Annotated in this window: 14 protein-coding genes; 11 read left to right on the top strand and 3 right to left on the bottom strand. The window is 58.5% G+C overall.

Annotation, left to right across the window (positions count from 1 at the left end; genetic code table 11):
- Positions 1–57 precede the first annotated feature (57 nt).
- Positions 58–531, bottom strand: a complete 474-nt coding sequence (locus ACJ8MK_RS18005; RefSeq protein ID WP_033634451.1) for a MarR family winged helix-turn-helix transcriptional regulator — start codon at positions 529–531, stop codon at positions 58–60.
- A 66-nt stretch (positions 532–597) separates the two neighbouring features.
- Positions 598–1,656, bottom strand: a complete 1,059-nt coding sequence (locus tag ACJ8MK_RS18010; protein ID WP_033648244.1) for a 2,5-dihydroxypyridine 5,6-dioxygenase — start codon at positions 1,654–1,656, stop codon at positions 598–600.
- A gap of 326 nt (positions 1,657–1,982) precedes the next feature.
- On the opposite strand from ACJ8MK_RS18010, the gene ACJ8MK_RS18015 reads away from it, so the two are divergent.
- The 5 genes from ACJ8MK_RS18015 to ACJ8MK_RS18035 all read left to right on the top strand — a co-directional run bounded on the left by ACJ8MK_RS18015 (position 1,983) and on the right by ACJ8MK_RS18035 (position 6,785).
- Complete coding sequence (locus ACJ8MK_RS18015; RefSeq protein WP_033634450.1) at positions 1,983–3,134, top strand: FAD-dependent monooxygenase; 1,152 nt, start codon at positions 1,983–1,985, stop codon at positions 3,132–3,134.
- Positions 3,131–3,925 carry an alpha/beta fold hydrolase gene (locus tag ACJ8MK_RS18020; protein WP_033634449.1) on the top strand — a complete coding sequence of 265 codons (795 nt, stop codon included), beginning with the start codon at positions 3,131–3,133 and terminating at the stop codon, positions 3,923–3,925. The genes ACJ8MK_RS18015 and ACJ8MK_RS18020 overlap by 4 nt, the downstream gene beginning before the upstream one ends.
- Positions 3,926–3,940: 15 nt before the next feature.
- The gene (locus tag ACJ8MK_RS18025; protein ID WP_015377793.1) at positions 3,941–4,693 is read left to right on the top strand and encodes a maleate cis-trans isomerase family protein; all 753 of its coding nucleotides are present in this window, start codon (positions 3,941–3,943) and stop codon (positions 4,691–4,693) included.
- Positions 4,694–4,702: 9 nt separating this feature from the next.
- A complete protein-coding gene (locus ACJ8MK_RS18030) occupies positions 4,703–5,332 on the top strand; it encodes an N-carbamoylsarcosine amidohydrolase (RefSeq protein ID WP_442517953.1) in 630 nt (209 codons plus the stop codon).
- Between the two features lie 142 nt (positions 5,333–5,474).
- The gene (locus ACJ8MK_RS18035; protein ID WP_033655189.1) at positions 5,475–6,785 is read left to right on the top strand and encodes an MFS transporter; all 1,311 of its coding nucleotides are present in this window, start codon (positions 5,475–5,477) and stop codon (positions 6,783–6,785) included.
- A 71-nt stretch (positions 6,786–6,856) separates the two neighbouring features.
- Here the strand turns inward: ACJ8MK_RS18035 and dcp are convergent, their stop codons facing one another.
- The gene (dcp, locus tag ACJ8MK_RS18040) at positions 6,857–9,058 is read right to left on the bottom strand and encodes a peptidyl-dipeptidase Dcp (protein ID WP_442517954.1); all 2,202 of its coding nucleotides are present in this window, start codon (positions 9,056–9,058) and stop codon (positions 6,857–6,859) included.
- Positions 9,059–9,374: 316 nt separating this feature from the next.
- Here dcp and ACJ8MK_RS18045 point away from each other — a divergent pair, with 316 nt between their 5' ends.
- From ACJ8MK_RS18045 to ACJ8MK_RS18070, 6 genes are all read left to right on the top strand, one after another.
- Positions 9,375–9,650 carry a hypothetical protein gene (locus ACJ8MK_RS18045; protein ID WP_060420559.1) on the top strand — a complete coding sequence of 92 codons (276 nt, stop codon included), beginning with the start codon at positions 9,375–9,377 and terminating at the stop codon, positions 9,648–9,650.
- Entirely contained in the window at positions 9,647–9,934 is a 288-nt protein-coding gene (locus tag ACJ8MK_RS18050) for an E492 group microcin (RefSeq protein WP_125460888.1), read from the top strand. Before ACJ8MK_RS18045 ends, ACJ8MK_RS18050 begins: the two co-directional genes overlap by 4 nt.
- Positions 9,935–10,015: 81 nt before the next feature.
- Positions 10,016–11,542, top strand: a complete 1,527-nt coding sequence (locus ACJ8MK_RS18055) for an MchC protein (protein ID WP_442517955.1) — start codon at positions 10,016–10,018, stop codon at positions 11,540–11,542.
- 18 nt (positions 11,543–11,560) lie between these two features.
- Positions 11,561–12,001 (top strand): toxin-activating lysine-acyltransferase, encoded by a 441-nt coding sequence (locus tag ACJ8MK_RS18060; RefSeq protein ID WP_060420920.1) that lies wholly within the window; start codon positions 11,561–11,563, stop codon positions 11,999–12,001.
- Positions 12,002–12,028: 27 nt separating this feature from the next.
- Positions 12,029–15,835, top strand: coding sequence for an AMP-binding protein (locus tag ACJ8MK_RS18065; RefSeq protein WP_442517956.1), 3,807 nt, complete (start codon positions 12,029–12,031; stop codon positions 15,833–15,835).
- The gene (locus ACJ8MK_RS18070) at positions 15,835–19,980 is read left to right on the top strand and encodes a non-ribosomal peptide synthetase (RefSeq protein ID WP_442517957.1); all 4,146 of its coding nucleotides are present in this window, start codon (positions 15,835–15,837) and stop codon (positions 19,978–19,980) included. Before ACJ8MK_RS18065 ends, ACJ8MK_RS18070 begins: the two co-directional genes overlap by 1 nt.
- Positions 19,981–20,089: the final 109 nt, after the last annotated feature.

A 20,089-nucleotide genomic window follows, 5' to 3' on the forward strand; every position in this document is an offset into this window, starting at 1 on the left:
TCTTATGGGCTGGCCTCTCACCACCGACCACCAGGCAACCGACGTTGCGCGGGCGAATCAGCCGGTGGGCGGATCTTCCAGCATTTTATTCAGCAGGAATATCAGCGCTATCCGTTCGGCCGGGTTGAGCGTGCCGAACGTCAGCTCTGTGATTTTCGCCGCCTGCGGCACCGTTTCCGTCAGCAGCACGGCGCCGGCGTCGGTCAGGCCGACCACCACCTTGCGCCGATCCACCGGATCCGGCGTCACCGTGATCAGATCGCGCGCCTTTAGCCGCTCGACGATGCCGCGTATGGTGGCCTGATCCACCGCCGTCACCTGCACCAGCTCGGTCAGCGAGCTCGGCCCCATATCGCGCACCGCGCACAGGGTGATGAACTGCACCGCCGTCAGCTGCGAATCGCCAACGTTTTGCTGAAAAATCGCCAGGTGGCGCTGATAAACCTTGCGCAGCAGGTGCCCGACTTGCTCGGTAAAATGATAATTTTCGGGTTGGCCGCTCACGGCTGACGGGTATTCGGGGGGCGTCATTGCGTTACTCTCACCATCTATGGAATTCACGAGAATAGTACAAACCCCCGCCGTTGGCAGCAACGATTAAGCCCGACGCGCGCGCGAGGCCTCCGGCGCCACCACTTCCCCATCCGCCACCACCGTTTGCCCGTCGAGGCGGATGTCGCAGCGGCGCAGCGCGATGTCCATATGGCAAGGCGTTTTGCGCGTGCCGCCCACTTCGGTATTCGGCCCGGTGGAGAACAGGAAGTTGCCGTAGAAAGCGCGCGCGTCCATGCACATGCCGTCGTTCTTGTCGTGCAGGCCCATCGCCGTCCACTGGGCGCGCGGCTGCAGGCCCCAGCCGATATGCGAGATGCCGTACACCTCCGGATCGTCGAAGTATTTCATGTATTCGCGCAGGTATTCCGCCTCGAAGCCGCCGTGAATGCGGGTGACGAAGCCTTGTTCGATCTCCAGCGTGATGCGTTCGCGCGCGTAGCTTTTAAACGGCAGCAAGATATCGCCGACCTCCAGCACCAGCACCCCTTCCGCCTGCTCCTCATTCGGCCAGGTGAACAGGAAACCGCTCGGCCAGTGATCCCAGCGCCCCGGTTCATCGGCATAGCCGTACTCGGTCACCGTCGGGTATTGCCCGAGCGGCGCGCGGAAATCGCTGCCGGCGGCGGACGTCACCTGCATCAGCTTCGCCTGCTCCAGCACGGCGGCGGCGGCCAGCACCCGCGCCTTGTCTTCCGCGTTAGGCAACATGCGCGCCAGCACCTCCGGCGGCTCCACCGCCAGCAGGATGCGGGTGCCGGTTTTCAGGATCTGCTCCTGCTCCGGCGAATGCAGCAGCATCATGGTATCGACGATCAGGTCGGCGGCCTCCAGCGCACGCTGCGCCGCCAGGTTGCCGGTCAGCGCGGTATCGCCGCAATAGGCGGTCATGTCGTTGCCCATCGCCCGCGGATGGTTGAACGCCGGCAGCTCGACGGCATACACCCTGGCGCCCAGCCGCAGCGCCGCGTCGGTCGCGGCGCGCACCGTGCGCGCATCGGAATAATGGCTTTTCAAAATCGCCACGCTCTGCGAAGCATCGACCTTCGACAGCGTAAGCACCTGCTCAAACAGCTGTACCAACTGGGTTTCATTGACCGCCATGGCCTGTCTCCTGTCTCGTCAAGGGTGTCCGCCGCCCGCAAGGCGGCGGTGATTTTTCAAACAATTTAAAGTGAACACACTCATTTTTATCTAAGTCAAAAAATCAAAGGAAAGCAAGCTGCGAATATCCACCATAAGAAAGTCCTATTTCATCCCTTTCTAATCCTGTGATTAACATGAGTTTAACAGTAAAGCGCTGTCAATTAGCGTGAGCAAGATCTGATTTAACACTTTTGCAACTTTGCGTTATCTAGCGCATACACTATAAATCGATCGTCCAGCCATGCGTTGGACCTACGCTGAAAAAGCCAACAGACAGGGGAAACATGATGAGCAAACAACCACGCATCGCCGTCGTCGGCGCCGGGCTGGGGGGCGCCGCCGCCGCCGGGCTGCTGCAAAAAGCCGGCTTTACCGTCGATCTGTATGAACAGAGCCCGGCGTTCTCGCGCCTCGGCGCCGGCATTCACATGGGGCCGAACGTCCTGAAGATTTTCCGCCGACTCGGCATTGAGCAGCGGCTGGAGCAGATGGCGTCTCATCCCGATTTTTGGTTCAGCCGCGATGCCGAAAGCGGCGACTACCTGTCGCGCATCGAACTGGGCGGCTTTGCCCGCCGGGAGTACGGCGCCGCCTATGTGACGGTGCACCGCGGCGATTTGCAGGCGTTGCAGCTCTCCGCGCTGCAGCCCGGCACCCTGCACTTCGGCAAATGCCTGAGCAAGATTGAAGATCGCGGTGACGAGGTGGTGCTGAACTTCGTCGACGGCACCTCGGCCCATGCCGACATTGTGATCGGCGCCGACGGCATCAACTCGCGCATCCGCGAACATCTGCTGGGCGCCGAAGCGCCGACCTACAGCGGCTGGGTGGCCCACCGCGCGCTGATCCGCGGCGAGAAGCTGGCGAAATACAACCTGACGTTCGAAGACTGCGTGAAGTGGTGGTCGGCGGACCGCCATCTGATGGTCTACTACACCACCCAACGGCGCGACGAGTATTACTACGTCAGCGGCGTGCCGCACCCGGCCTGGGATTTCCAGGGCAGCTTCATCGACAGCAGCCGCGAAGAGATGTTCGAGACCTTCGCCGGCTACCACCCGATCGTGCAGGCGCTGATCGAATCCAGCGAGCAGGTCACCAAATGGCCATTGCTGAACCGCAAACCGCTGCCGCTGTGGAGCGAGGGCCGCCTGGTGCTGCTCGGCGACGCCTGCCACCCGATGAAGCCACACATGGCGCAGGGCGCGGCGATGGCGATCGAAGACGCCGCCATGCTGACCCGCTGCCTGCAGGAAACCGGCCTCGGCGACTACCGCACCGCCTTCCAGCTGTATGAAGCCAACCGCAAGGAGCGCGCTTCACGGGTGCAGGCGGTGTCCAACGCCAACACCTTCCTGCGCACCCAGGAAGATCCGGCCTGGGTCTACGGCTATGACCTGTACGCGCAAGCGCTGAAATCGGAGAACGCCGCATGAGCACTTTCCTCTACGGCGCCCACGTTCACGCCAACGGCATTCGCCAACACTACCTGCGCTACGGCGGCCACGGCCCGGCGCTGATCCTGATCCCCGGCATCACCAGCCCGGCGATCACCTGGGGTTTCGTCGCCGAGCGGCTGGGGGAAAAATACGACGTCTACGTGCTCGACGTGCGCGGCCGCGGTTTGTCGTCCAGCGGCCCGGAACTGGCTTATGACGCGGAGACCTGCGCGCAGGACGTCAATGCCTTCGCCGCCGCGCTGAGCCTGGCCAGTTACGCCCTGCTCGGCCATTCGATGGGCGCCCGCTTCGCCCTGCGCGCCGCCGTTTTGCAGCCCGCCGGCGTGCGGCGGCTGGTGCTGGTCGATCCGCCGGTTTCCGGCCCCGGCCGCCGCGCCTATCCCGGCCAATGGCCGTGGTACGCCGACTCGATCCGGCAGTCGCTGCCGGGCATGAGCGCCGAGCAGATGCGCGCCTTCTGCCCGACCTGGAGCGAAGAGCAGCGCCGGCTGCGCGCCGAGTGGCTGCACACCTGCTACGAGCCGGCGATCCAACGCGCCTACGACGATTTTCATCAGGTGGACAGCCACCGCGACTACCCGCTGCTGACCATGCCGACGCTGCTGATGGCCGCAGGCAAAGGCGGCGTCATTCAGCCCGAAGACCGGGCGGAGATCCGCGCGCTGCAGCCGGAGATCGCCATCGTCGAGGTCGAGAACGCCGGGCACATGATCCCGTGGGACGACTTCGACGGCTTCTTCCGCGCCCTGGGCGATTTTCTGGATTAACTGAGGAACACCGACATGAGCAACCACTACCGCATCGGCCAGATCGTGCCCAGCTCCAACACCACGATGGAAACCGAGATCCCGGCGATGCTGGGCGCGCGCCAGCTGATACGCCCGGAGCGCTTCACCTTTCACTCCAGCCGCATGCGCATGAAACACGTCAATAAAGAAGAGCTGGCGGCGATGGACGCCGAGTCCGATCGCTGCGCCCTGGAGCTGTCCGACGCGCGGGTCGACGTGCTCGGCTACGCCTGCCTGGTGGCCATCATGGCGATGGGGCTGGGCTACCACCGCGAATCGCAGGCCCGGCTGGCGCAGGTGACGAAAGACAATCAGGCCGCCGCGCCGGTTATCAGCAGCGCCGGCGCGCTGGTCAACGGCCTGAAGGTGATCGGCGCCAAACGCATCGCGCTGGTGGCGCCCTACATGAAACCGCTGACCCAGCTGGTGGTGGACTACATCCAGCACGAAGGCATTGAGGTCAAGGTGTGGCGCGCGCTGGAGATCCCGGACAACCTCGAAGTCGGCCGGCACGATCCGGCCAGGCTGCCGGGGATCGTCGCCGAGATGGATTTACGCGAGGTCGATGCTATCGTGCTGTCCGCCTGCGTGCAGATGCCTTCGCTGCCGGCGGTTCCGACGGTGGAGGCCCAAACCGGCAAGCCGGTGATCACCGCCGCCATCGCCACCACTTACGCGATGCTGACCGCGCTGGAGCTGGAACCGATCGTCCCCGGCGCCGGCGCCCTGCTGTCCGGCGCCTATTGAGGAGGCAGGATGAACGACACCCTCAGCGACAACTACCGCGGCGTCTGGGGCCAGCGCATCGGCTTCGGCCGGCGCCCGGCGCTGCTGGCGATCGACTTTATGCAGGCCTACACCACCGAAGGCGCGCCGCTGTTCGCGCCGGGCGTGGTGAGCGCGGTCGAGGAGAGCCGCGAGCTGCTGGCCTGCGCGCGCCGCACGGGAATTCCTGTCATCCACACCCACATCCGCTATCATGCAGGCCATTTTGCCGATGGCGGCCTGTGGATGAAGAAAGCGCCGGTGATGAAGGACATGGTGGCGGGCAACCCGCTGGCGGCGTTCTGCCCGCCGGTGGCGCCGCTGGCCGATGAGGTGGTGCTGAGCAAGCAATACGCCAGCGCCTTTTTCGGCACCGCGCTAGCGCCGCTGCTGGTGGCGCAAGGGATCGACACGCTGCTGATGATCGGCTGCTCCACCAGCGGCTGCATCCGCGCCAGCGCGGTGGACGCGGTGCAGCACGGCTTTCGCGCCATGGTGGTGCGCGAGTGCGTCGGCGATCGTCACCCCGGCCCACACGAAGCCAACCTGTTCGATATCGACAGCAAATACGGCGACGTGGTGCACAAACGGGAGGCGCTCGACTACCTGAACCGGTTATGAGTCAAGGATTCACCTGCAACGACAATAACGAAGGCGCAAACAGCGCCTCACGCGACCGCCCGAAACAGGGCGGCGCCCATGCAACGCAAACACAACAGGCGCCTCCTGCGGAGGCCAACACGCACCACCTGGAGACAACATCATGGCCATTGTCGACACCCCGCTGGCGGGGAAAGCGGACGCAGAATCGCTGCTGCTGTACCGCAAAATCACCTGGAAACTGATCCCGTTTCTTTGCCTGTGTTACCTGGCGGCCTACCTCGATCGCATCAACGTCGGGCTGGCCAAGCTGCAGATGGCCGACGCGCTGCAGCTGAGCGAAGCGGCCTTCGGCCTCGGCGCCGGGCTGTTCTTCGTCGGCTATATTCTGTTCGAGGTACCGAGCAACCTGATCCTGCAGCGCGTCGGCGCCAAAATGTGGATCGCCCGCATCATGATCACCTGGGGGCTGTTGTCCACCGCCACCATGTTCGTCACCACGCCGACCCAGTTCTACGTCATTCGTTTCCTGCTCGGCGTGGCGGAGGCCGGTTTCCTGCCCGGCGTGCTCTTTTACCTGACGCTGTGGTTCCCGACCTATCGCCGCGGCCGCATCATCGCGCTGTTCATGATCGGCCTGCCGCTGTCCAGCGTGATCGGCGGGCCGCTGTCCGGCTGGATCATGGGCCATTTCGACATGCTTCACGGGCTGCACGGCTGGCAATGGCTGTTTTTGCTGGAGGGCATTCCCAGCGTGCTGTTGGGCGTGCTGACCTTTTGGCTGTTGCCTAACACCTACCAGCAGGCCAAGTGGCTGACGCCCGAGGAGAAACAGCGCATCGCCGACGATCTGGCGCGCGACGACGCCGAGGCCGATCACGGCAAGCACAGCTTCCGCGACGGCTTCTTCAACCTGAAAGTCTGGATGCTCGGCGGCATCGACTTCGCCATTCTGCTCAGCGCCTACGCCATGGGCTTTTGGATGCCGACCTTCATCAAAACCGCCGGCGTCACCGACATCACCACCATCGGCTACCTGACGGCGATCCCCAGCGTCGCCGCCCTGCTCGGCATGCTGCTGATCGGCAGCAGTTCCGACCGGCTGCGCGAACGGCGCTGGCATATCATCGTGCCGTTTATCGTCGGCGCGCTGGCGATGGCCGGCAGCACCTTCTTTACCCACAACGCGCTGGCCACGGTGCTGCTGTTCTCCATCGCCCAGGCGGCGATCATCGGCGCGGTGCCGGTGTTCTTCAGCCTGCCGGCCACCTTCCTGCGCGGCACGGCGGCGGCGACCGGCTTCGCGCTGGCCTGTTCGCTGGCCAACATCGCCGGGCTGGTGAGCAATTCGCTGATGGGGCTGGCGCTGGATCTGACCGGCAAGAGCGGCGGCGCGCTCTGGGCCTTCGCCGGCTGCCTGCTGCTCAGCTCGCTGCTGGTGGTGGCCCTGCCGGCCAAGGTGGTGAACCGCTGAATGTCGACCAAGCCAAAAAGACCAAGGGCGCATAACGCGCCCTTTTGTTTGCTTACCGGGAGTGGCCGAACTTACTCGTCCTTCAGCCCGCGGTTGATCAGCATCGGTTCGATGCTCGGCTCTTTGCCGCGCCAGTCGATGTACAGCTTCTCCAGATCCTGGCTGTTGCCGCGCGACAGGATCATGTCGCGGAAGCGCTGGCCGTTTTCGGCGGTCAGGCCGCCGTGTTCTGTGAACCACTGGAAGGCGTCGTCCGCCAGCATTTCCGTCCACAGATAGGCATAGTAGCCCGCGGCATAGCCGTTACCCCAGATGTGCTGGAAGTAGCTGGAGCGGTAGCGCGGCGGCACGTAGCTGAGATCGACCTTGTCTTTTTGCAGCGACTCGGCTTCGAACTTGTCCACGTCCTGCTGCGGCTGATCGGCGGTCAGCATGTGCCAGTGCATGTCCAGCAGCGCGGCGGACAGCAGCTCGGTCATGCTGTAGCCCTTGTTGAACTTGTCGGCCTTCTTGATCTTGTCGACCAGTTCCTGCGGCATCGCCTCGCCGGTCTGGTAGTGCTTGGCGAAGTGGCTGAACACTTTCGGATCGCTGACCCAGTGCTCGTTGAACTGCGACGGGAACTCGACGAAGTCGCGCGCGGTGTTGGTGCCCGACAGGCTCGGGTATTCCTGATCGGCGAACATGCCGTGCAGCGCATGGCCGAACTCGTGGAACATGGTGATTACGTCGTCATACGACAGCAGCGCCGGCTGGCCCGGTGCCGGTTTGGTGAAGTTGGCGACGTTGTAAATCACCGGCTTGGTGCCGTTGAGCTTCGACTGATCGACGAAGTTGCTCATCCAGGCGCCGCCGCCCTTGTTGTCGCGCTTGAAGTAGTCGGTGTAGAACAGCGCCAGCGACTTGCCGTCCTTGTCGAACACTTCGTACACCTTGACGTCCGGCTGATAGACCGGGATGTCCTTGCGCTCCTTGAAACTGATGCCGTACAGCAGGTTGGCGGCGTAGAACACGCCGTTGTTCAGCACGTTGTTCAGCTCGAAGTAAGGCTTGATCTGCGACTCGTCCAGATCGTACTTGGCCTTGCGCACCTGTTCGGCATAGAACTGCCAGTCCCAGGCCTGCACCTTGAAGTCGCCTTTCTGCTGGTCGATCACCGCCTGAATGTCTTTGGCTTCACGCTCGGCGCGCGCGGTGGCCGCCGGCACGATGTTGCGCATAAAGCTCAGCGCGGCATCCGGCGTCTTGGCCATCTGGTTTTGCAGTTTCCAGGCGGCGTAGTTCGGATAGCCCAGCAGCCTGGCCTGCTCGGCACGCACCTTGGCCAGACGGGAAATGGTCTGGCGGGTATCGTTGCCGTCGCCCTTCTCCGCACGCGTCCAGGAGGCGTCGAACAGCGCCTGGCGGGTGTCGCGATCTTTCAGGCTCTGCAGCAACGGCTGTTGCGTGGTGTTTTGCAGCACCAGCAGCCACTGTTTCTCCAGCTTGCGTTCGGCGGCCGCCTGGGCCGCCGCAGCCAGCTCGCCTTCCGACAGGCCGTCCAGCTTCGCCGGGTCGGTTATCGCCAGCGCGCCGTTTTTGCTCGCCGCCAGCAGCTTGTTGGTGAACTGGGTGCTCAGCGTCGCCGCTTCCTGGTTCAGCGCCTTCAGCTTGGCCTTGTCGGCGTCCGACAGGTTGGCGCCCGCCAGTTCGAAGTTCTTGTAGGTCACTTCCACCAGCCGGCGCGACTCCGGATCCAGCTTCAGCGCGTCGCGATCCTGATAGATGGCCTTGATGCGCGCGAACAGCTTGCCGTTGAGCATAATGTCGTCGTTCAGCGCCGCCAGCTTCGGCGAGGTTTCTTCATCCAGCTTTTGCAGCGCGTCGCTGGTGTTGGCCGAGGTCATGGCGCCGAACACGTTCATCACCCGCGTCAGCAACGAACCAGCCTGCTCCAGCGCCACGAAGGTATTTTTGAAGTTGGGCTTGGCCGGGTTGTTGGCGATCTTCTCCACCTCTTCCCGCTTTTGCTTGATGCCCGCTTCGATCGCCGGCGCGTAGTCGCTCTCCTTGATCAGGTTGAACGGCGGCGCCTGGAACGGCAGACGGCTTTGATAGAAGAACGGATTTTGAGTCTTTTGCTTGTCGTGCTGATTGGCTTCACCGGTCACGTTAGCCTCCTTCGCCTGGCCGCTGGGCAGCGCGCTATGGTCGGCGTGAGGTTGGGTTTCTGCTGCCTGTGCCTGCGAGCCCAGCGCCATGCCGATCGCCAGCACCAATGTGGATAAACGCATCAAATCGAAACTCCTCCATGTTCACGGAATAAGGTCTCGGGGAATCGCTCCCTCTGAGTCACCTCCTAGCTTAGGTGCAGTTGGCAGTTTGAGCAAAAACAAGTGATTAGAAGTTAGCCGCCTCGCCGGCCGCTGCCAGAAGCGCCAGTGACATCTTTGTTTTTTATCATCAATATATAGTCACATAATGTAATTAGTTTATAGGAAATTAATTCAATGCCATTGATAAATAAAGAAGAATCATAAAATACCCTGTTGACTTATCAGGTTACTCAATGTAACTTGATGTAAATTTTGATTAATGGAGCTAATCAAATTGCAGCTTATAACGGAAATAGTTCTTATTGTCATTTTCATCCTCATTATCAGTGCAACTTATAAAAACGCGAAGAAAAAAGGCTTGCGCACGTACCATATCGTCATGCTGTTCTTGATATTCCCCCTTGCCGTATTTTTAGACTACTGCCTGCAGCGCCAAGCGATCCTTTTGGATACGGCCGCCCTTAAAATCACGGCAATGTATGGTTTGTCGATGGCAGTTATTTTTTCGCTTGTGTTATCTATTACCTCTCGCAAGAAGGAGCTTAAATGAGAGCCTTAACGGAAGTTGAGTTGTCATGTATTAACGGTTCTGACGGCAATGATTCTTATAATCCGACTTCACTTATTGTCGGCAGCCTGAGCACAATAGCGAAATTGCCCACCCCCGTATCATTAGCCGTGGGCGTGGGCACGGAAATCGCTATTCAGGCCGCACCGCACATGCCGGTTAACGTTGCTATTCCACAGGTTCCCATGGGCCCAACATGGAATGGCAGTGGCGGTGGTCGCCCTTCACCGTCGTCGTCACTTTCAACACCGGATTCTTCAAATTAAAAAACGTGGACCTTATTATCCCTTGAACAACAAGGCCGATATTTAACTTGCCCTGCGCCCATAAAAATAACGATTAAAAAAATGAAAAACCTCGCCATGCTTCACGAAAGCTTGATTCCTTTTGTCGCAAAAAAGACAGGTTCTCAATTACTCTGGCACAACGAATTAAGCCCTGCCGAGCAGGACGAACTGAAAAATGAGGCCAGCTATCTCATCGAAGAAAATAATCGTCATGCTATTTTTGATGACGGCACGCCGCTCTTAAACGATGAAAAAGTCTTTTTCGCCGAACGTTATGGCGGCGGGGCTATTTCGCGCAACGGCGGTGGCGCACGCTGTGGCTTTGATGGGCGATGGCAGGTTAAAGGCATCGGAGCCAATGCGTTAGTCGGTCAAGGGGCAAAGCATATCGATGGCGAGTTGACAATGAACGGCGCAGTATTGGAGGCATTGTGGGGAAACGTCATGGCCAAACTGCTGCCTTACGGCGCCGTGCCCAATAAGGCGATCTTGCTGACCGACAACCCCATCGCCACCCTCTCTCCTGCATCGGCGGGAGATGTCCATAACCGCAAGGCGTTGCTGGTGCGCGAACCCGTCGTGCGCCCTGCACATTTTTGCCGCGCGCCCTACTATCATCCTCATGATGCGATGCAAAGGCAGCCTTCGGATATTGAGCGGACCGAAAAGCTCATTGTCGCCGCACCGTCCTTTCTGCCTCGTCCCTCTGAGTTTGACGCTGTGCGCTGGTTGGCATTGCCGCAGGAAGAACGAGCATTCTACGGGCTCTGCGAGCTTGCCCGGCGCCTTGCGACGCAGATAGCTTACTGCCGTACCCGCCATTTGGTGATGATGACCTCACCCTCCAATTGCGATATGGCCGGCAGGCTGCTGGACTTTCATGGTGTTCGCAGCGTTTTTCCCGCAGAACGTCGAGATCCCGGCCGCAGCTACATTCAGCACAACAAACTCAACGAAGACGCCCCTTTGTTGCTGAGAGGCATGCAAGATCTCGCTTTTTATTTAGCCAAGCATCAATTTGGCCCGGCATTTCTCGCGGCAGCGCATCAAGGCATCGGCGCGGCCTTTAGTATGGCCTACAAGCGAGCCTGCCTGCTGGATAATCTCGGTATGGCGGGTTTTGCCCCTGCATTTTTACAACGCCTGCCTCTCACCGCCGAATGGTTCGCCTTAGGCGAACGCTTGCAAAAAATGTTCGATTTGGCTCCCGGCGTCTTTAGCCGTCGACAAGGTCTGGGCCAGGGGAATGCTCATCCGGCGATTGCCCTGTTGCATCGGCTCATCGACTCGCCCGTAAGGGTTTCCGCCGAACAACAGGGTACGACAGCGGAGGAGAAATTTTCTCTGGCATTCCAGCGGTTATACGCGAAGTACCTTCAGGAAACATCAGCGGATCAAACCGCCGCCGGATTACAACAGGCGATGAAGCAGACCGTCACCCGAAGGTTGGGCTCCCGCGCGTTCATGCGCCGTGAAGTGATTTTTCAAGAAATTGCAGGCTGGCGCGGTGAAGTCAGCGAGATCAGCGAACAGTTGCAAACCTATCTGGATCGTTTCGAGCGCCAGACGATCAACGTATTACAATAATAACGCTGAGGATATTTCGTGAGTTTTATCAAAGAAAACCAGCAGGGTAAAAGTAAGTTCAGTCAATACGAGAGCCTGGGCTTCGCCGTTAACTGTATGCTGATGAATAAAAATTACAGTTTGTACCATATAAAAACGTTGCAGCTATGGACTCAGGAAGCGATTAATCAAAACCAATTCAAAATATTATTCGACCATTTGGATAATCCGTTAGGATATATAACCTGGGCCTACCTGAGAGATGAGGCGCTGGGTCGATTTATTAACGATCCGCAGTTTCTTCTCCATACCTCAGAATGGGATGAGGGCGGCACGCTGTGTATTTTAGATTTTTGCTGCAAGCCAGGCAGCGCGCATTTATGTTTGGAACACCTTAAAACAGTTCACCCAATCGCAGAACGTCGCACGGTTGTATGGCGTTCCCGCCGAACGGGCAAACTGATGACGGTAAAAAAATAAAGAAAAATAAACATCAGGGATGAACCGATGAGCAAGCATCAACTATTGGATTCACAGGCGGGATTTTACTACGGCACCAAGATCGGCGATGACAAATCGAGCTATAATATCGCGGAATATGTCGAAATAAATCACACTCTCGATATCGCAAGAATGAAACGTGCCATTCATCGCGTCATCAGCCAAACGCCGACGCTGCACGTTCTGTTTGATGAAGATAACGGTACGCCTTATCAATATCCCGTCACCGCCAACATCTCAGTGGAATGGGTAGATCTTTCGCAGCGCGCCAACAATATGGCCACCGCTATCGAATTAATGGAAGCGGATACCAAGCGCCCGTTCTCGTTGAACGCTGCGCCGTTATTCAGACAAAAAATCATTAGACTGGGTGAGCAACGCTTTCTGTGGTATTTCTGCAGCCACCATCTGCTGCTTGATGGTTACGGCACTTATTTGCTGATCCACCAAGTGGCACAGGCCTACCGAGGCCAAACGCAGCAACCGCAAGACGTACCTGCGCTCGATGCCTTGCTCAGGGCTGAATCTGAGTATAAACAGTCAGCCGCCTATCAAGCGGACCGACATTTTTGGCAAGCAGCCAGCGCCTCACTACCAGACCCGATGACATTAGCCTGCGCCAATATTCCCTCAGGACAAACGATCCGCCATGTGACGTCGTTGCCCTATCCTGCCGAGCGCCTTGCGCTGCAAACCGGGCACCCTTCTTGGCTGGCGCGCACTTTCGTGGCAGTGATGGCATATTTGTACTTGTGTACCGGCGAGAAACAGCAAACGATCGGCGTCCCAATGATGGCGCGAACAGACTCCCTGACGAGGCAGGCGCTGACTTGCAAAACCAACGTTGTTCCTTTGACGCTCGATATTGAGGACACGGCCTCATGCCGACAGTTGGCGCAGACCATTGAACGCATGCTCAGGCAACTCAAAAAACATCAAGCGTTCCGTTACGAAGAGATAAAAAGTCTGAGGAGCGTCACCAGCCGCTCGCCGCTGTTCAACATCGTGGTCAATATCATTCCCTTTGAAGCGGCAGCCTCATTTTCTTCCGCGCAGCGCAGCGAAATCCGTAATTTACGCTCAGGAGGCGCGCAGGATCTGGTCTTCAACATGCGTCCCGATCTCGATAACCAAACGCTTCGGCTGGAGATCGATGCCGACTCAGGGCTTTACGATGCGGCCAGCCTGGTGCGGCACAGCCAGGGGATACAGACCTTGTGCGCCTTGCTGTATCACGTCCCGGAAAATCTTTCCGTCGCGGCATTGCGACAACGTTTCCCGCTCTCGCTGCAGGGTAAAGCAGCCAACGAGAACGTGGTCGATATAATGCAACGTATCGATCGTGCCGTCGTTCAAGCGCCGCAACGCACGGCGATCCTCACGCCCGCACACGCTTCGTTGTCGCTAAGAGCGCTGTCTTATGCCGTTTTGCAGCAACAGTGGCGTGCGCTGGCCGATACCCTGGCCCCCGCCCGTGCTGCATACACCGTGCTGTTGCTCGACTTGCCGCAAGGGCCGGAAGCCATCATCTGCATGCTTGCTGCGCTGCAGTTGAAAATGCCGTTCGTCAACCTGAATGCCAAAGGGGATGGAGCGGCTCATCGTCAGCTGCTTGAACAGTTTAGCGACGCTATCCTGATTACCGATCGCACACTTCCCTCCTTTCATTCCGAACCTGACGCATTGGCGCATTGGCGCGCATCGACACTCGATATGCCGGCGGATTTCGCGCACTTCACCGTGTTTCGCCGGCAAACAGCGGCAGAGGCGCCGCCATTCCCGGCCGGAACCGGCTATATCATGTTTACCTCCGGCTCGACGGGAATGCCTAAAGGCGTGATAGGCGCCCGACATGCTCTCAACGTTTTTGTCGATGCGGCGATAAAATGCTATGGCATTCAACCGCATGAACGCGTGTTGCAATTTGCGCCCTTGCATTTCGATGCGTGCATTGAAGAAATTTTCATGACGCTGGGTGCCGGCGCCCACCTGTGTATCGCCCCTGAGGCCGTCAAGCACAGTTTTGCCGCTTTCTTCACATTCTGCGCCGATCATCAAATCAGCCTGTTGGATCTGCCGACCGCCTACTTTAATGAGATGCTGTTCGCCTCCGGCGGCGAACAGACGCTGCCGCAGGCCGTCACGACCGTTATCATCGGCGGCGAAAGCCTTTCACCGCGAGCCAAAGAAAGCTGGTTCGCGCACTATCCCAAAGGCAGAAAGTTATTCAACTCCTACGGCCCAACCGAGACAACCGTGGTGGCGACGGTCGCCGAAATCAAAAACGATGGCGCCGCCGTGACGATAGGCGCACCGTTGGACGGTATATACACGGCGATCGTCGGCGAGGATCTCAGGCTGTTGCCGCTCGGCTGCAGCGGCGAATTACTGATAGCCGGAGCGACCGTCAGCCTGGGATATTTGCATCAGCCAACGCTGAGCGCGGAAAAGTTCGTCACCCTTGAGGTTAATGGCCATCCCATGCCCGCCTTTCGTACCGGCGATATCGCCTGCCAGCGCCAGGATGGGCAGCTGGTGTTCCTTGGCCGCAAAATTCGTGAAGCGAAAATCGCCGGGCAGCGCGTCAATATGGGTGAGATAGAAAGCTGTCTGGCCCGGTTGCCCGCAATTGTCGAAATTGCCGTGCTGGCCAAAAGCGGCGACGCGGGAACGGAACTGTACGCGCATTATCACAGCCGGCAGCCGCTCAGCGAGGCAATGCGCCGCACGCTGTATGGCGAACTGCCCAATGCACATATTCCTCAGCGCTTCGTGCATCACCCAACGCCGCTGGCCAAACTGGCTAACGGCAAGATTGATTATCGCACCCTGGAAAGACAATCCCGGCTGCCTGAACCCACACGGGAATTGCGTTCTACGACATTCAACACCCTGGTGAATGAGGTTTGGCTGGCGACGCTGGGCAGTGACGATGGCGACTTCTTCACGCTCGGCGGCGAGTCGCTGCAGGCCATAAAAATCATTAACGCGCTTAACGCCCACTGTCGGTTGGATCTGAACCTGAGCGACATTTTTGAACATCCGAGACTCGCCGATTTCTGCCGACACCTAACGCAGCTGGCCCATGCACGCTATGGCCTGGATCCGCAGCATCTGGACATCCGTTGCGCTATCGGCCGCCGCCTATCAACCGAGGCGCCGGCCAGCAGCCGGCTGTTTATTCAATCCCCCGAAGGCGCAGATGAACGACTTTTGTTGGCCGCCCTCGCCGACAAACACGGTGTGGACATTCTGTCACCGCAGGCGCTGCCGTTGCATGCTGAATGGCCGCTGAACGCGGCCATATTCAACGTACCGAACGAAGCCACGCAATATGCCAGCTGGCTTGATGCGCTTTCGGCCCTGCTGCTCGTCCTGCCCGGCCGAGTTAACTACATGATCTTTATGCATGATACAGCCGGCGGCGCCAGACTCACGCAAAGCCTGCTGCGCGATTTTCGGCATGAGCGGCTGCTGTTGCTGCATAAAACCGATTCGCGCCGCCAAGCCGTCGACGCCGGCGTTACTGAGTTGATAGCCTTTTCCGCGCGGCTTGGCTATTTCCCGCACATCCGGTTCGATACGGCCAATGAGCGATTGAACGGCTGCGTACTGAGGATCTTCGGCTTCGATGATGGCGAGAATATCGATCATCGCGCCGCCTTCACAATGGCACAGCGGAGAAACCCGGGAGTGCAGTTGTGTAGCTTGTCGCATTGGCTGAATTTGATTTCCGCCCACAGCGACAAACGCCCGAATAAAAGCGGTCGAACAGGGAAAGCTATCGACGTCAACATAGAAGGAGTGCACTGATGAGCGTCATCGGCCTGATCAATCTGATGGAAATGGCGAAACAGGGAGCAACATTCGGCGAGCTGTCGCCTCGACGCCAAACCATTGAGCATGTCGACGCCGCCGCCCTCAGTGCGGTGCAGGAAGACATCACCGCATTTTTATCTGTCTGTACGCCAGATAATGCAGTGCGAGACACCGGGGAGAAGCCTTGTTACACCGTCAATCACTACGCGGGGCAATACCTGTGGCTGTATGAAAACTTCACCAAGAACAGCCCGCTGTATAACATTCCGATCGCCAAAGAGATCCTGGGGCCCTTTGAACCCACGCGTTTGCTCGCCGCGCTGAAAAAACTACTCAAGCGGCACGGTGCGCTTTGCGGCCGCTATCGGCTAGACGGGGAAGCCATCACCGTTGACATCGTGCACCCTGATGAAACCATTTTCGAACACAGTCTCGAGGACATCAGCGGGCAGAATAGTGAGGAGCAGCAAAAAAGTATGCTAGCGGCGCTTAACGCCCAGTGCACGATTCCGTTTGATCTCGGTGCCGAGTATCCCCTGCGCTGCCGGATCTTGAGAAAGAGCGCGCAGCACCACTATCTGTTCTTGACTTTTCACCATTGCGTGGTCGACGGCTGGACGGCCAATTTGCTGGTGGATGAACTGAGCCGTGGCTATCACGCGCACGAAGAGCATTGCCATTATGACAACGGCCAGGCGTTTTTCCGCTACCTTGAAGACCCTTTCCTCGCCGTCGCCAATGTCGATGACAGCATGGCGTTTTGGCGCGATGAACTGGATGGTGCGCCGGAAAAACACGCGCTTGAATACGATATCGCCATCACCGCAGCAGGAAAAACACAGAATATCGTCAGAACATCGCTGACGAACGAACTGCAGTCGGCTCTGGCCCAGTTAGCCAAACATAACGGTACGACGCTGTTTACGCTGTTGCACTCCGCCTTCGCGTTACTGATTGCCAGAGAATCTGCGACGGATCGCGTGGTCATCGGTAGCCCGATCGCCAACAGGAACGAGCCGACGTTAAACGATGCCGTGGGCAGCTTCGTCAACACGATCGCTCACCAATTTATCATCACTGGCGACGACAGTTTCACCGCGCTGCTGCAAAAGAACGCGAATAAATTTGCGCGCGCTTTCAAACATCAGGGTTTGCCATTCTCTTACCTGGTTGAACAACTCAAGCCCACGCGCGGCAAGTTTCACCCCATTTATCAAATCATGTTCGTCTGCCAACATCGCAAAAGCAATGAGCTAAATGTTGGCGGTGCGCAGGTTAACACCCTGCCGAGAGGCTATGCGCCGCCCAAGTTTGATCTGGTTCTGGAAGTGATTTCCAGCGCAGAGGGCATTCAGTTGGAATGGCAATACAACGCCAAGCTGTTTACGCCGGAGCGCATTGATGGATTGGCGCAAGCTTACGCATTGCTGCTGCAGCAAATTGCCTGCGATCCCTCGCGGGCCGTCGGCCACTATTCGCTGGCGTCAATGGCCGATAACCGGCAATTGCGTCAGCTCTCCATCGGACAGGCAATGCCGGCATTCTTGCGGCAACCTCTTTCCGATCGGCTGTTACGCACTGCCCACCAGCATGCGGATCGCCCGGCGTTGTACGAGGGCGATAGCGTATGGCATTACGATCGACTGTTGCGGCACGCCGGCCTCGTGGCGCATTGGCTGATCGCCCATACCGCCCCAGGCGCGCTCATCGCCATCGATCTTCCACGCGGCGCTCATCAAGCTATTGCGGCGCTCGGCGTGATCCTCGCCGGACGCGCCTACTTGCCGTTGGCCGAAGGATTGCCGGATGCCCGCGCAGCGGCCATTATGCGGATATCAGGTTGCGCCTGGGTTTTGAGCAACCAGGCTCACCATCGCGCCCGCTATCCGCAGACTACCCGCATTCAAGATCTGGAGGCGCTGTTTTCCCCTCATGTCACAGACACAGCGACCTTCCCGCCAGGCGAAGCGGAAGCGCTCGCCTATGTCATTTATACGTCGGGGACGACCGGCACGCCAAAAGGTGTGGCTATGGAACAGGGTGCCGTCACCAATACCTTGCTGACCATGAACCGACAGTTTAACGTTTCTCATCGTGACAACGTATTGGCGCTCGCCGATCTGGCCTTCGATTTATCGGTCTATGACCTGTTCGGCAGCTGGCTAGCCGGCGCATCGGTAACGGTGCTATCGCCGCATGAAGCGAAAGAGCCGTCAGCATGGCTAAATGCGATACGCCAGCGGCAAATCAGCATCTGGAACTCGGTTCCCGCCATCTTGCAAATGCTGGTGCAATATTGCGCACAAGAAAACATCCTGTCGCTGCCTCAACTGCGGCATATTTGGCTGAGCGGCGATCGCATCTCTTCGCGGCTGATCGCCGAGGCACATCGGCTTTGCCCCAACGCCACCATCACCAGCCTTGGCGGTGCAACCGAAGGGGCAATATGGTCAATTTATCATCCGGTTACACGAGATACGCACTACAGAAACGCCATCCCCTATGGAACCGCATTGCCAAATCAGAGCATGTGGGTGTTGGATGAAAAACTCGAGCCGTGCGGTTTCGGCGTTACCGGCGACATTTATATCGGTGGCGTTGGGGTCGCCCGCGAGTATTGGCGCGATAGCCAAACCACCGCCGGCAGCTTTGTGCTTTTCCCAACCACCGGAGAACGCGTGTACCGCACCGGCGATCGCGGCCGTTGGCATCGCAGCGGTTACATCGAGTTTCTCGGCCGCGAAGACCAACAGGTGAAACTGCAGGGTTTTCGCGTCGAATTGGGTGACGTCGAATTCGCGCTCAAAAGCAGCGAGCTGGTCGCTGAAGCGTGTGTCGTCTGTCGCGATGAAACCGGGAACGGCACACCGCATCTGGAGGCTTACATCACATTGACCGAGGCGGGGAAAACCTGCATTCAAGCAGAGCAAAGAATACGCGAGCTGGTTACGGCCGCATTGCCCACGTATATGGCGCCATCCCGCTATCATCTCATTGAACGTTTCCCGCTTTCACGCAACGGCAAATTGGATCGCACCTTGCTATCGCCAGGCACCGAACGGAGTCAGGCCAGCGATGTTGCACCCGCGGCGTCCGCGGAACTCATGCTGCTACGAGAGCTGTTGGCGAATACGTTAGGCTGTACCCCAGACAAGATCGACCCCCATGCCAGCTTCTTCAGCAATGGCGGCAGCTCGCTTTCCGGCATCACGTTTTTGGGCAACATCAAGCGCGCCCTTAATGTGGAATTAACCCTGGCGGAAATCCTTGGCTACTCACAGCTCGATAAACTTGCCGAGCGTCTGCGCGCGAATGCGCCCCTGCCGTTATCGATGCTGTCCGGCTCAGCCGATCGCCCCACTCTGCCCACCTTGTATTTGGTGCATGGCGCCGGCGGCCAGGTACATCAATATGCAAAGTGGACAAAACAGCTTTGCGCCTGCGCCAACATCATTACCATCGCCAGCCCGGGGTTGGCCGCGCCAGGCGCAGACGACACACTCACCCTGCAGCGATTGGCCGCCTCCCACTTGGCGGCCATACCGCGTGCCAAACGCGACACGGCCGTTATCGCCGGCTGGTCATTGGGTGGCCAATTAGCTGTCCATATGGCGGCGCTGGCCGCGGAACAAGGCGCGCCCTTTGCGCATGCGGTGGTTGTCGACAGCGGTTTGCCCGCCCAGCAGCCCGCAGTGAAGCGACGTTTCAGCGTGGCCCAAAGTTACCTCAGTCTGTTCGACTCCCTCGGTATTGCGCGCCATTTGTGTCGGCGTCAAGAAACGAATGCGATAGACAGCTTCGCCAACGAGATAAAAATGCACTATGCGCTGAATCAGAGCGTGCTTGCGGAGAAGATCACGCTGGAACATGCCGAAACCTTCTGTTGGGCGCTGAAAAAATCGTTCGAACTAACGAATAACGCCGGCCCCCTGCCGCAGATAGCGATACCGCTAACGCTTTGGCTCAGCCAGCAACGTCAGCGTAAACACCCCCATCTTGCACAACGCTGGGAGATGCAATCCTCGCATAGCGTTCAACTCAGTTATTGTGCAGAAACGCATTACAGCATTTTAAACAACGCTCAACTTCTTCGAGCGCTGACGCAATTGCTGCACGCGTTGTCAACATCATTGGAATAACGCGAGAAGATACCCCCTATCAATCAAACCTATCGAGGCACTGATGAAATTACTAAGCAGTTGGATTTTTTTGTTCTGCTTTTACTACACATTTATGGATATTTTTTAT

The sequence above is a fragment of the Serratia sp. CY38905 genome, from assembly GCF_052168875.1.
Classification (GTDB): Bacteria; Pseudomonadota; Gammaproteobacteria; order Enterobacterales; family Enterobacteriaceae; genus Serratia; species Serratia sarumanii.

Bases quoted from the DNA above. Each gene is read 5' to 3' on its own strand.
- ACJ8MK_RS18005 (WP_033634451.1), bottom strand. From the start codon at position 531: ATGACGCCCCCCGAATACCCGTCAGCCGTGAGCGGCCAACCCGAAAAT.
- ACJ8MK_RS18010 (WP_033648244.1), bottom strand. From the start codon at position 1,656: ATGGCGGTCAATGAAACCCAGTTGGTACAGCTGTTTGAGCAGGTGCTT.
- ACJ8MK_RS18015 (WP_033634450.1), top strand. From the start codon at position 1,983: ATGATGAGCAAACAACCACGCATCGCCGTCGTCGGCGCCGGGCTGGGG.
- ACJ8MK_RS18020 (WP_033634449.1), top strand. From the start codon at position 3,131: ATGAGCACTTTCCTCTACGGCGCCCACGTTCACGCCAACGGCATTCGC.
- ACJ8MK_RS18025 (WP_015377793.1), top strand. From the start codon at position 3,941: ATGAGCAACCACTACCGCATCGGCCAGATCGTGCCCAGCTCCAACACC.
- ACJ8MK_RS18030 (WP_442517953.1), top strand. From the start codon at position 4,703: ATGAACGACACCCTCAGCGACAACTACCGCGGCGTCTGGGGCCAGCGC.
- ACJ8MK_RS18035 (WP_033655189.1), top strand. From the start codon at position 5,475: ATGGCCATTGTCGACACCCCGCTGGCGGGGAAAGCGGACGCAGAATCG.
- dcp (WP_442517954.1), bottom strand. From the start codon at position 9,058: ATGCGTTTATCCACATTGGTGCTGGCGATCGGCATGGCGCTGGGCTCG.
- ACJ8MK_RS18050 (WP_125460888.1), top strand. From the start codon at position 9,647: ATGAGAGCCTTAACGGAAGTTGAGTTGTCATGTATTAACGGTTCTGAC.
- ACJ8MK_RS18055 (WP_442517955.1), top strand. From the start codon at position 10,016: ATGAAAAACCTCGCCATGCTTCACGAAAGCTTGATTCCTTTTGTCGCA.
- ACJ8MK_RS18065 (WP_442517956.1), top strand. From the start codon at position 12,029: ATGAGCAAGCATCAACTATTGGATTCACAGGCGGGATTTTACTACGGC.
- ACJ8MK_RS18070 (WP_442517957.1), top strand. From the start codon at position 15,835: ATGAGCGTCATCGGCCTGATCAATCTGATGGAAATGGCGAAACAGGGA.